The following is a 13,071-nucleotide window of genomic DNA, read 5'->3' as shown; positions in this document are numbered from 1 at the left end:
ATTTAGCGAATTTTTATTGTCTTTGTTTCAATCATATTGCCCTTATCTTGATCAGTAACAATAATGTCAAGATTATGCATATCTTTTTCCCAGAACTCATCCAAAAACTTTTTTAATTCCTCCAAATCGAAATTACATACATACAATCCCTCATTTTCGTCAAATGTCAACTCCACATCTTCTGATCTATAGTGTTCTGTGTTTATTGACACTTTAAAAAATGCATTAAGTTTTTTTGTTGTAATTTCTTTTCTTGTTTTAATTTCAATTATTGACAATTTAACACAGTATTTATTCTCTTCGATAACATTAATATCTTCTTTAAGGAAAAACGACACATAGTACTGAGCGCCGTTGAAAAAATGCAACTCAAATCGTTCATTACTAATACATATATATCTTGCGTTTTGAATATGCTCTGTTTTTAATGACTTAGCTGTAAATCCATTTCGTTTTTTAATTGTTATATCCATTGGGTTCTCAAGCCCCACTTGTGTTAACAGCTCAAATATATTCTCCGGTGTAGCGATACCTTGAAATATATTCTGAATCAAGGTCTCATCAATATAAAATTCTCTTGTGTTTTTATTACCAAATATATCAATTTGTTCGACTTTAATTATTCTCTCTTTATTCCTATAAAGAATTACTTCGCCTGTAACACCCTCTTGATTAGGAATAATAACTTTTTGAGATGAAGGTTTTACTCCCTTTATTGCAAAAACTTTTTGAATTTCATCATATTTTTTCTCAACTTCATAATAATCCAAATAGAAGTTAATAACAATCTTTGGGAGTGCACCATCTGAAACAAACACTTTCTCAGTATGAACTTCTTCTGTATTTCCTAAAATATCCTTTGAAAAAATCTTCAATGTATTAAAATTATTTACTTTCCATTCTAATGGAATAATCCCGAAATTTTCAATTTGATCATATTTATTATTATTCAAACAAATATATGTGGAGTCATAATCATAGGTACCAGGAATTACTTCTTTAACATTCAATTGCACATCAATCGGAACAACCATTGAATCTTCTGAAATAATTTTTTCACTATTAGATTCAATGGTATAAATCGTTTTAGGTAAAATTATATTTTTGTCCTCTTCAGTCTTTACATTCTCAATAATTGAAGGTACCTCTACAATAAGATCTTTATCTTTATTAACCAATAACTTCATTTCCACAAGATCATCTGCGATATTCAGTTTTGCACTTTTACCCTTGTTAATATTGAAAGTACTAAATGCTTTGACTTTTTTTCTTTTGCCTTCCTCATATTCTTCAATGGAAACAGATGTGGGGCCTTGGTCGTAAGCTTCAATAAATATAGTATTAGCAGGGAGTTGATTTACGTCATTATGAGGTTGTTTGACATGTTCTTCTTTATTAATCCCCTGCATAATAATATATGTTGTACTACCTAATGAAGTGACATTGTACTTTTGCCTTTCATCAAGAAGCTCTTTTAAGAAATCTTCATCTAGAATACCAATATTACCGAATAAAACATTTCCTTCTTCATCTGTCAGCGAAACAATTACTGGACAAGCTACCTTAATTATCTTACCTGAAAAACCTAATCCTGCAATCTGATTATATTGCCTATATACACCATCAATTTCCTCATCAGGTACCCCATCAAGAATGTTTCCAATAATTTTGAGAGCAAGTTCTTCACGTACTATTTTTTGATGAGATGACTTTATAAAGTATTTATTTTGGGATGCTGACATGGCACTAATTATCGGTACAGTACCGTCACCTTCACCAAAAATACCTTCAGGTTCATTTAAATTATTTTCTTCAATACTACATAAAGTTTCAGTTCCATATGCGAGAATCTCGTAATGTTCAACTTCCACTTCGTTTTCTGCAGGAGAACTTAGCTTTTCATAAAATTCATCTAAAACATTAGTAAAATCATGATCCCTCGAATTTAACAGTGGATAGTATTTTTCTCGTAATAGGGACCAGTCATATACCTTTTCATTCTTATCTTTTAGGCAAGAAAAACCATGCTTACTCATATATAAGTGATTATAATTAGAACTTGGGAGAAGTTGGTATATACTCGGGAAATAAGGAGCAATTTTTTTACTTGTCTCCACCGTAAGGACTAGTTGATTACTATCAGAAGGAACACCATTACCATATTTAAGAGTTTTATATGCAGTTGGTGAGCCATTCCATGGTGTCGCAAGTGTGATCAATTTGGTTACTTTTGATTTGGCGTCTTTAAATTCTGGATCATCTGAATTTATGAAAAGCCTTGCAACTATTCCACCCATACTATGCGCAACGATTATTACCTCTCCTGCCTTTTCAAGGATCGAACCGGCTAATAAAGAGATATGTTCTAAATTATTTAATCGCCAATCATAAGGAACCGGGGTTACTTTTCCATAGTTAGATAAATTCTTTAAAATCTTTGTATAAACAAGTGGCTCAATAAAACTAGCCTTAATTTCTGAATCATCAATATTAGTTAACTGTTGATAAACACTATCTAGCATTTTGTTACTGTATGGGATATATGACGGCCAAATAGGGAACAAATCTTTTTTTAGTCCACTTCCCATAATTCCAGGCAAAAATATTATTTGTCTCAAGATAATTCAGCTCCAGATCTGTAGTCTCAAGACATAATTCTACATATTATTCCAAAATCCTCCTCTACAATCATGAAGTTAGGAAAAAGTATTATTTGTTATTCCCCTATAGTTTTTAGTACTTACTTTTCTCCTATATTATCCAAAACTTTTCATTCCTTTTCCTCGACTTGTCCTCCCGGTGGGCTACATTCTCTTCCTTGGTGTTGGGAGTATATCTCACGTAAATCATTATGTATATTTATTTAATTCTTTGTATTATTATCGACTTTTATCTGGTTATCATTATTACATAAAACATTTATTATCTAATGTAATAATAATTCCCTAAAGTCAGTTACTGTAAAGGAATGAAGATACAATCATTACCTACATACCATTTGCTGCCCCTCCCGCCCGGCGTCGCAAGCGTTAATAAGCTGGCCGCTCCGTTTGGCCAGCTCGGCGATGACCTTGAGCTGGTCCTTCGTCTTCGGATTGGGCACGAGCTTGAACCGCTCCGGGATGATCGGCAAATCGTTAAAATTCCATTTTTTGTATTTATCATCGTACGCATCCGGTTCGGCAAGGCCGATCAAATGCCCGATGGCCCAGGTGATAATATACTGCTCGCCTTCAATATGCGTGCGTTGATTTTTCGCCTTCGGCTCGATGGCGGCCGCAATATTGCGCCCCATGTCCGGCTTCTCGGCGATAACAAGCGTCTTCATCCGTCAACTTTCCTCTCCTATGCCGATGAAAATTGCAGCGTATGGCACCGGCTTCTGCAAGCCGTATTTCGAAAACGTGCTTCATCATATTATACCATAACCCCTTTCCCGTCGACCCGTTCCTTGGAAAAACGAGCAAAAAAACAGCAGGCCGGTTGACTGACCGACCTGCTGTTGCGTTTAGCCTCGTACTCATTCATGCCGCCCTAAACGGTGAGCAGCAGCTCTTTGATCCCATACGCGAACGTGCTTTCAAGCGGCTTTAAAGTAAAGCCCGCGCTTAACTTGAAGTCGGGATACCGCCGGATCCATTCTTTTAAGACGATCTCCGCTTCCATACGGGCCAGCGGCGCCCCGAGACAAAAATGGATGCCCCGGCCAAAGGCCATGTGCGGATTCGGCTTTCGCGGCACCACAAACTGCTCCGCATCCTGAAACTGCTTTTCGTCGCGATTGGCCGCGCCCATCCAGGCGATGACGTATTCCCCTGCGCGCAGCTTTTCCCCTCCCAATTCGACGTCTTCGTGCACAATACGGAATGAAGCCTGTACGGGCGAACGAAAGCGCAGCACTTCTTCAATTGCAGCAGGCAGCAATTCGTCCGGTTGACTCTTGATTTGACGATACACCTCCGGGTATTCCATGAACGTGTAGATCGCATTGGTAATTAAATTGGTCGTCGTTTCGTTCCCGGCGACGAGCAGCAAGATGCAAAAACCGACGATTTCCTCTTCCGTCAGGCTCTGTCCATCCACGCTGGCCTGAAGCAGCACGGAAATGATGTCGTCCGCAGGCTCCTGTTTTTTCAACTCGATGATTTCCTTGAAATAGGCATAAAGCTCTCCGACCACGTGCTGCTGCTTCTGGAGCTGCTCGTTTTTAGCTTCTTCGCTGTTGTTTGCCGGCCCCGCCACGGCCTGATCGGACCAATCTTTAAATTTGCGCTTGTCTTTCGCAGGAACTCCGAGCATTTCGGCGATCACCCGGACCGGAAGCGGATAAGACAACTGCTCGACGAGATCGATCTCCCGCTCTCCTTCGATGTCATCCAACAATTCGTTCGTAATCGCCTGAATCCGCGGCTCCCAATCCTTCATCGCTTTCGGAGTAAAAGCTTTATTGACAATGTCGCGCATCTGCGTATGCTTCGGCGGATCGAGATTGAGGAGGCCGTTCTCGAAAAGCGACTTCCCGTCGCGAAAAACACGGGACGAAAAAACCTCTTTCCGGTCCAAAACCGTCTTCACTTCCTCGTAACCGAAAACATCCCACGTGCGGCGCTCCTCATCCCAACGGACGGGGGCCTCCTCTCTCATTTTGCGATACCATCGGAACGGATTGAAACGCTCTTCCGGAGTGCTGAGCTCACGAACTTGACCAAAATCGGTAATAGCGGATTTTTCCATTATTACGCCTCCTAAAATAAACTTCGTGTTGATTAATGATCACACTGTCTATTATAGTGTTAACTGGAGACGATACCATGAACAGTCCGGCGGAAAGTGTCTACTAATAACCGAAAAACAACCTATATTTGACAAATTTCACACAATACATTTGGAGCGAAAGGACTGACGGAAGTGTCCGAAAATGCGAACGATCCCAGAATTGTCCGGACGATGCACATGCTGCGTGAGGCGCTGCTTGCGCTGATGGAGGAGCAAGGCTTCGAACGAATCACGGTGAAAGATATCACGTCAAAAGCGGGGTTGAACCGGGGCACCTTTTATTTGCATTATGCCGATAAATTCGATCTTCTGGAGCGAATCACCGAAGAGATGATGCAGGGGCTTCGACAGATCGCGCAAACGTTCGATCCGCTGGACTTGGTCATGCACGAGTCGCGGGACACCCCCTTTCCGTTCACGGTTCGGCTGTTTGAATATTTCGGCGAGCATGCCCGCTTTTTCAGCGTGATGCTGGGGCCGAAGGGGGACCCGGCCTTTTCCGTGAAGTTCAAGGAGTTCATGCAGGTACATTTAATGGACAAGTTCAACGAGTTCCACCACAGCGAAGACTACGTGCCGGTACCGTGGGATTATTTGATGGCCTATTTAATCTCCGCGCATCTGGGCATCGTTCAATATTGGCTTGAACAAGGCCGCGATTATACGCCGTGGGACATGGCCTTGATGTTCACGCGCATGACCCAACTGAGCCCCATTCAATCCGCAGGCTTGAAAAAGTAGTCCGGCGAGAGAGCACAACGAAAAAAGACAGCCCGCTAAGGCCGTCTGAGCTTGTTGAGAAAGCAGTCGATTGAGGCGATAGGTTACGAGGGGCGGGGTATCCACTTCCGGTCGCTCTTGTCTGCAGGAAATTTGATTGAAGCCGCTTAAACAGCGGATATTTCCCGCAGACAAAGGCGAACGCTGACGCTCCTCCAGTGGATACCCCGCCTCCGTATGTTTCTCTATTCTTGTCTAAACCACTTTCTCAACATCTGAGACAGCCCGCAGGCTGTCTCCCCACCGTCTATTCTTTCGGATGAATCATATCCTCCGGACGAACGATCGATACGAATTGCTCCTCCGTCAAATAGCCGCTCCGGATCGCCGCTTCCTTGAGTGTTAATCCTTCCTTGTGCGCCGCCTTGGCGATCGCCGCCGCTTTCTCGTAGCCGATATGCGGGTTCAGCGCCGTAACCAGCATCAGCGATTCGTCCAGGTACCGCTGAATGACCTCGCGGTTCGGCTCGATGCCGACGGCGCAATGCTCGTTAAACGAATCCATCGCGTCCGCGAGCAGACGAACGGACTGCAAATAGTTGTGAATAATGACCGGCTTGAACACGTTCAACTCAAAATTCCCCTGGCTGGCGGCGAACCCGATCACCGCATCGTTGCCCATCACCTGGCACGCGACCATCGTCATCGCTTCGCTCTGGGTCGGGTTCACCTTGCCCGGCATAATCGAGCTGCCCGGCTCGTTCTCCGGGATACGCAGCTCGCCGATGCCGCAGCGCGGGCCGCTTGCCAGCCACCGGACATCGTTGGCGATCTTCATCAGATCGGCGGCGAGCGCTTTGATCGCGCCGTGGCTGTATACGATTTGATCGTGGCTGGTCAGCCCGTGAAATTTGTTCTCGGCCGAGACGAACGTTTCTCCCGTATAGCGGGAAATTTCCTCGGCCACCGTCTCGCCGAATCTCGGATGGGCGTTCAAGCCCGTTCCGACGGCCGTGCCGCCGATCGCCAGCTCGCGCATCGGCTCCAAGCTTTCGCGGATCATCCGCTCCGTCTTCTCCAGCATCGCCCACCAGCCGCTGATTTCCTGCCCGAGCGTCAGCGGCGTCGCATCCTGCAGATGCGTACGCCCGATTTTGACGATATCCTCAAATTCCTTGGCCTTGTTTCCGAGCGTTTCCTTGAGCCGCTGCAGCGCGGGAAGCAATTGCTGCCGCACCGCCAGCACGCCGGCGATATGCATCGCGGTCGGGAACGTATCGTTCGAGCTTTGCGAGCGGTTCACGTCGTCGTTCGGGTGAATCCGCAGCTCGCTTCCTTTCGCTTCGAGCAACTGCGATGCCCTTCTGGCGATGACTTCGTTCGCGTTCATGTTGGACTGCGTACCGCTGCCGGTCTGCCATACGACAAGCGGAAAATGGTCGTCCCATTGTCCACTGCTGACTTCATCGGCCGCTTGTGCGATCGCTTCGGCCTTTTCCGGCTCCAGCTTGCCCAGCTTCAGGTTGGCCGCCGCAGCCCCTTTCTTCAGCAGTGCGAACGCCCGGACGATTTCCAGCGGCATCCGCTCCGTCCCGATCTTGAAGTTTTCCTTGCTCCGCTGGGTTTGAGCACCCCATAATTTGTCCGCAGGCACTTGAATTTCGCCCATCGTGTCTCTTTCGGTTCGGAATTCCATCGTTAGCATCCTCCTTGACATAAGTTCATCTTAGTTAAGATTACCCATCTTGGAAAATTTTAAAAAGCCATGGACGCCGCCGGATCGACCGGACGCTTCCGCCTCTTGACCGCAGGTCGTAGAATAAGGATTGATTTTTGTGCGGCCTTTTGATTAAATCAACTTAATATACATAATAGTATACTATATTTCCAAAGAAAGGTCGAATCGTCTTATGAATCCACTTTATACCCCTTTGTTCGAACCGCTCACCCTGCGGAGCGGCATCACGCTTGACAACCGGATCGTCGTCGCGCCGATGACCCACTATTCGTCCCGTTCGGACGGAACGTTGACCGACGAGGAGCTGCATTTTATAGCCCGGCGCTCCAAAGGCGCCGGCATGGTCATAACGGCCTGCGCCTACATTGCCCTGGGAGGACAAGACGCCGCCGGGGAGCCCGCAGCCGACCGCGACGAAATGATACCGGAGCTGAGCCGCTGGGCCCGGGTTATTCAAGCTCAAGGAACGATAGCTGTCCTCCAGCTTCATCATGGCGGGCGCAATGCAGACCCCGGACTCGTGCCGAACGGCGACGTCGTCGGCCCGAGTGCAATAAAGGATGAAGCCGGAGGATTCGTCCTCCCCAGAGAGCTGGCGCCGCATGAGATCGAGGAGCTGACCCGGCAATTCGGAGAAGCCGCGCGCCGCGCCATCATCGCCGGGTTCGACGGAGTCGAGATCCATGGTGCTTTTGCTTTGCTGCTCCAGCAGTTTTATTCTCCGAACGCCAACCGCCGCCGCGACCGTTGGGGCGGGAGCGTCGAGCGGCGACTGGCCTTTCCTCTTGCAGTTATCGACGAGATCAAGAAAGCCGTCGCCAGCCACGCCGACCGACCGTTTATCGTCGGATACCGCTTTACTCCTGAAGAGGCGACAACACCGGGGCTTACGATGGCTGACGCGCTACATTTGGCCGATGTGCTGGCGAAGCAAGAGCTTGATTACATTCACGTGCTGACGAACGATTACCGCTCCCGGCCGCGCCGTGAAGCCGACGCTACTCGCACCCGCCTTGAGCTGATCAAGGAGGCGGTCGGAAGCCGTACGCCGGTCATCGGCGGCGGTTCGATCTACACGGCCGACGAAGCGCTGGAAGCGTACGAGACAGGCATTGACCTCATTTCGCTCGCACGCGGGCTGGTGATCGATCCCGACTGGATCGAGAAGGTCAAGCAAGGACGCGAGGCAGACATCAAGACGACGCTCCGGGCCGACGCGCAGCAGCGTCTCGTGATCCCTGACCCGCTCTGGCGGATGATTTGGGGCGATCCGGGATGGTTCCCCGGGACATCTTAAACAATTCCTTATTTGGTATATTCCTCCTCTCCAATGCACAAACTAATCCCGCGTTTCTCTTTTAACGATTCGATTCGGGAGAGGTCTTCCTTATGTCAACGAAGTGGGCTTGGTTTATGTTCGGCTCGTTTGTCGGATCGCTGGCGGCCGTCGTGCTTACCGGCATGCTCGCCCTTTTGTGCTCAAGAGGCATCATCAAGTGGATTGTCGGACGCTTTACGAAACGGTTAATGTCCAATCCTTACGAGTCCAACATCTGGGAAATCGTAACGGCGATGACTCGAATTAGTCCCATAACCGTCGTGGAAAACAGCATTCGCGCCGCTTCCGGCGCCGTGATCGAACGTCCGTTCGGAAGCCCGCGCAAATTTCTTCATTTCGAGGGACTTGTGTTCTCCCCCGCGCAATTGTCTACACTTCCTACGGAACAGGATGTCGAGATCGACACGACAACCGTCATCGGCCCCAAAGCGCAAAAGCCGCTGGTGCTTCGCATTCCCATACTCGCTGCCGGGATGGGCTATGGCGTAGGCTTAAGCGAAAAGGTAAAAATCGCCATCGCGAAAGGTACGGCCAAAGCCGGGACAAGCACAAATACAGGCGAAGGAGGTTTTTTGCCGGAGGAACGGCAGAATGCCAAATACTTGATTATTCAATACAATTCGGGCCATTGGTCCAAATCGCCCGAAATTCTAAAGCAAGCCGATGCGATTGAAATCCGTCTCGGTCAAGGGGCGCTGGCGGGAACGGCAAGCGTCCTGCAAGCCGCCGATCTGGAAGGTAGAGCCAGCGAGATTATGCAGGTGCAGAACGAGGAAATCACCGTTATTCCGAGCCGCCATAAAGATATTTCAAGCCCGCAGGATCTCAAGCAAGTGGTTGAGCGGCTTCGTCAGCTGACCGGGGGTGTGCCGATTGGCGTAAAAATATGCGCCAGCGCCGTTCTGGAGCACGATCTGGAAATCTCCATTCAAGCCGGCGTCGACTTTATCAGCCTCGACGGGGGCCAAGCGGGGACGAAAGGCGGCGCGCCGATTTTGGAGGACGATTTCGGGCTGCCGACGATTTACGCCCTGTCGCGCGCAGTTCGCTATCTTCGCCAACGGGGCGTCAAGGACTCGATCAGCCTTCTGACCGGAGGCGCGTATTCGCAGCCTGGCGAATGCCTTAAAGCCATCGCTTTGGGAGCCGACGGAGTGTATATGGGCACGTCTTTGCTATGGGCCATGACGCACGATCAAGTCATGAAAACCATACCTTGGGAGCCTCCGACACAGCTGGCTTACTACACCGGAATCATGAAGGAAAAGTTTAATGAGGATGAGGCAGCTGTATTTTTGGAAAATTTTTTACACTCTTTCACGGATGAAATGAAGCTGGCGATCAGCGCGCTCGGCAAGCGCTCTTTGCGGGAAGTCAATGCCGACGATATGGTGGCACTCGACGCGTGGACCAGTCATGTGACCAAAGTCAAATTGGCCTACGAGCCGTGGGAGAAGCCGGAAACGAATCCGCATCAATGATGAGCTGCAGAAGGGGTGGTGCGAGTTGAATACGCCGATGTCCGCTTTCCGATGGATAATGAAGCAGACTTGGGAGCATTTCCTGTTCGCCCACTGGCCCGTTCCGGTCGAAGCGATCCGTTCCTTCGTGCCTGCGGCGCTGGGTATCGACACTTGGGATGGCCTGGCGTGGATCGGCCTCCTTCCCTTCCGCATCGGCGGAATACGGTTGAAATACATGCCTTCCCTGCCCTGGATGCGCTCGTTTCCCGAGATTAACGTCCGTACGTATATTCGTTCGGGAGGCGAATCCGCCATCTTTTTTTTGTCTATGGACGCTTCCCATCCCCTGCTCGTTCCTATCGCCAAGCAGTGGTACCGGCTTCCGTACCATCAAGCGAAGATGCGCTTCTGCGCAGACAGCCGTAGTATTGCGGTTCAAAGCCGCCGACGGTCCGCCTCCCTGCCGGAAGAAGCCTTTTGCGCCACGTACCGCCCTGTCTCCTCCCCGTTCGCCGCCCGGCGAGGAACGATCGAATATTGGCTTATGGAGCGTTATATTTACTATTGCCGATGCGGCCGCACTGGCGGACTGTACCGGGGAGTGGTGCATCACGCGCCATGGGAGCTGCAAACGGCCGAAGCGGATTTGAGTTGCCATGCATTGACGCGAGGATTCGGATTGGAGCTGGGAACTCCCGCCCTGCTCCACTACTCCCGGGGAACCCGCGCCCTTATCGGGCCACTCGGCAAAGCGTGGAACCAGCCGTAACTAAAGCTTACGGCTTTATTTTTTTGCGGAGCGCCCCGGCCGCAACAAGCAGCAAGGGAAAGAACAGGCCTACGGTTATGGAATAGATCGGCCATACTTTTTCATCCCATTGCATTTGATAAGCGGAGCTCGGATAAATAAACAAGGACAACGGCACCATGAGAAGGCCAAGGGGGATCACGATCACTCGTTCGTTGTCCAATTTCAATAGCTGAGCTAACCCCTTCACAGCTGCATAAACATAAATGACTGTTTTGAAATAGAGTGCGATAATCCAAAACGCAGCGACAATCACTTCGATGCGCGTTATAAAATTGGCGATATTGATACGTTTGGCAAGCGCATAGCTGGGGTAAAATTGACGTGCCGTCTGCTCCGCCCCAAGCACCCCGACGCAAGCGGCAGTCACAATAAGCAGGAACATCCCTCCGAGAAAGCTGCCGAGCAGAAAAGCCCCCGACGCTTTTGATCCCCCTCGAACCGCCGAAGGATAAATCATCAAAAAAAAGACGAGCGGAAATGAGGTGTAGCTCATATAGGCAAACACGGCTTTCACGATCGGTATGGTCCCCGCTTCAAAAACGGGCTGGAAATGCTCAAGCTCGATTTTGGGCGAAACGAACACGATCAGAGCGGCAAACAGAACGACAACGACCGGAAATAACACTTCAGCCGTCAGAGCCAGCGTTTTAAGGCCAAGAAGAAGCCCAATAACTACGATGAGAGTGAACATGATATGGATCATGTATTCGGGCGTCGTGCTCATTACTTGCGTGGTCATGAAATTGCCCATGTAATAGACCAGGGTTATAGCTCCTCCGACATAGCAAGCGCTAATCGAAATGACAGAGACGATTGTGCCTATCCATTTGCCAAGCAGCCGATGGCTGATTTCCACATAAGTCAAATCGGGAAAACGATGGGCTACCCTTATGAGCAATAAAACGATAAGCAACCCGCTCCCTATTCCAACCGCGATAGGAATCCATGCCCCTTGCTTCACATCCCCCGCGGCTGCCGACGGGATGAACAGAATGGAGCTGCCGATAGAAAACAAAATGACCAGAAGCAGGAATTGTCGGTGCGTTATTTTATCGCGGTGGCTCATCGTTTCTCCCCCTCACCTCACCGGTCCGACGGCTACGGAATCTTTTTCTTGCGTATGGCCCCGACGGCAAGCAGCAGCAGCGGAAAGAACAGACCAGACGTCATCACCCAGAACGGCCACGTCCGTTCATCCCACTCCTGCTGATAAGCGGAATTGTGATAAACAACCATTGACAACACCGCAGCCAGAACTCCAAGGGGAAGCGCAAGTGCACGTTCGTCGGACAGTTTCAACAGTTGGGCCAGTCCCTTCATCGAGGCGTAAAAGTAAACGATCGTTTCGAAAAAAAGCGTGATGATCCATATGGCGGCAACAATGACTTCGATGCGCGTAATAAATTCCGCGATGTTGATTCTTTTGGCGAGCGCATAGCTGGGATAAAACAACCTGGCTGTCGTTTCGGCCCCCAATACCCCGATACAGGCGGCAGTAACAAGAAGTAGCAGCATTCCTCCAATGAGGCTTCCCAGCACAAATGTCTTTGAGGCTTTGGTTCCCGTCCGAACGGAAGAGGGATAGATCGTCAAAAAAAAGACAAGCGGAAAGCCCGCGAAACTAGCATAGTCCAGCGCAGATTTCAGTATCGACCTAGCTCCCGCTTCCCAGACCGGTTGAAAATGTTCAAGTTGAATTTTGGGAGCCACAAAACCAATTAGAGCGGCAATCAGAACGGCAACGAGAGGAAACAATATTTCCGCTGCGCGGGCAATTGTCTGAAGGCCGAGAAGAAGACCCATGACCAGCAGGGCGGAAAACATGATATTGATGATGTAGTCGGGGGTCGTAGATATAATTTGCGTTGTAATGAAATGGCCCATGTAGTACACCAGCGTGCAGACGCCCCCAATAAAAGCGGTCAAGATCCACATCAAGGACACGAGCATACCGACCCATTTTCCGAGCAACAGGCTATTGAGTTCAACAAACGTCAGCTTAGGATAGCGATGAACGGTTTTCATGAGGATGAATAAGATAAGGCAACCGCATCCCATCCCGACCGGAATGGGAATCCACGCTCCTTGTTTCGCACTTGCTGCCGCGCTCGAAGGAATGGCCAAGAGCGAGCTCCCGATCGTAAAGAGGATCACCATAAGCAGAAATTGCCTGACCGTTATTTGTTTGTCGCCGTTCACCGCCTCATCCCCCCTCCTCCCCCAA

9 protein-coding genes and 1 pseudogene are annotated in these 13,071 nt (G+C 49.1%); 4 read left to right on the top strand and 6 right to left on the bottom strand.

The window, feature by feature from the left end:
- Positions 1-2: 2 nt before the first annotated feature.
- The 3 genes and pseudogenes from QMG93_RS08135 to QMG93_RS08125 all read right to left on the bottom strand — a co-directional run bounded on the left by QMG93_RS08135 (position 3) and on the right by QMG93_RS08125 (position 4,734).
- Entirely contained in the window at positions 3-2,618 is a 2,616-nt protein-coding gene (locus QMG93_RS08135) for a lipase/acyltransferase domain-containing protein (RefSeq protein WP_281935251.1), read from the bottom strand.
- Between the two features lie 383 nt (positions 2,619-3,001).
- Positions 3,002-3,328 (bottom strand): annotated as a pseudogene (locus tag QMG93_RS08130) (toprim domain-containing protein); the annotation flags it as partial.
- Between the two features lie 206 nt (positions 3,329-3,534).
- A complete protein-coding gene (locus tag QMG93_RS08125) occupies positions 3,535-4,734 on the bottom strand; it encodes a cytochrome P450 (protein WP_281935248.1) in 1,200 nt (399 codons plus the stop codon).
- Between the two features lie 174 nt (positions 4,735-4,908).
- Between QMG93_RS08125 and QMG93_RS08120 the strand changes: the two genes are divergently transcribed.
- Entirely contained in the window at positions 4,909-5,517 is a 609-nt protein-coding gene (locus tag QMG93_RS08120) for a TetR/AcrR family transcriptional regulator (protein ID WP_281935246.1), read from the top strand.
- 286 nt (positions 5,518-5,803) lie between these two features.
- Here the strand turns inward: QMG93_RS08120 and fumC are convergent, their stop codons facing one another.
- Positions 5,804-7,192, bottom strand: a complete 1,389-nt coding sequence (fumC, locus tag QMG93_RS08115; RefSeq protein WP_281935244.1) for a class II fumarate hydratase — start codon at positions 7,190-7,192, stop codon at positions 5,804-5,806.
- Positions 7,193-7,406: 214 nt separating this feature from the next.
- On the opposite strand from fumC, the gene QMG93_RS08110 reads away from it, so the two are divergent.
- The 3 genes from QMG93_RS08110 (at position 7,407) to QMG93_RS08100 (ending at position 10,805) form a co-directional block, all read left to right on the top strand.
- Positions 7,407-8,531, top strand: coding sequence for an NADH-dependent flavin oxidoreductase (locus tag QMG93_RS08110; RefSeq protein ID WP_281935242.1), 1,125 nt, complete (start codon positions 7,407-7,409; stop codon positions 8,529-8,531).
- A 92-nt stretch (positions 8,532-8,623) separates the two neighbouring features.
- Entirely contained in the window at positions 8,624-10,054 is a 1,431-nt protein-coding gene (locus QMG93_RS08105; RefSeq protein WP_281935241.1) for an FMN-binding glutamate synthase family protein, read from the top strand.
- 25 nt (positions 10,055-10,079) lie between these two features.
- Positions 10,080-10,805 (top strand): YqjF family protein, encoded by a 726-nt coding sequence (locus QMG93_RS08100; protein ID WP_281935239.1) that lies wholly within the window; start codon positions 10,080-10,082, stop codon positions 10,803-10,805.
- Positions 10,806-10,812: 7 nt separating this feature from the next.
- On the opposite strand, the gene QMG93_RS08095 is transcribed toward QMG93_RS08100, so the two are convergent.
- Together QMG93_RS08095 and QMG93_RS08090 are read right to left on the bottom strand one after the other, a co-directional pair.
- Complete coding sequence (locus QMG93_RS08095; RefSeq protein WP_281935237.1) at positions 10,813-11,913, bottom strand: GerAB/ArcD/ProY family transporter; 1,101 nt, start codon at positions 11,911-11,913, stop codon at positions 10,813-10,815.
- A gap of 32 nt (positions 11,914-11,945) precedes the next feature.
- Positions 11,946-13,046, bottom strand: a complete 1,101-nt coding sequence (locus QMG93_RS08090; protein WP_281935235.1) for a GerAB/ArcD/ProY family transporter — start codon at positions 13,044-13,046, stop codon at positions 11,946-11,948.
- Positions 13,047-13,071: the final 25 nt, after the last annotated feature.

Source organism: Paenibacillus tyrphae (genome assembly GCF_027925525.1).
GTDB lineage: Bacteria > Bacillota > Bacilli > Paenibacillales > NBRC-103111 > Paenibacillus_G > Paenibacillus_G tyrfis_B.
Note: the sequence above shows the minus strand (reverse complement) of the source record. Positions and strands in the feature narration are given on the sequence as shown.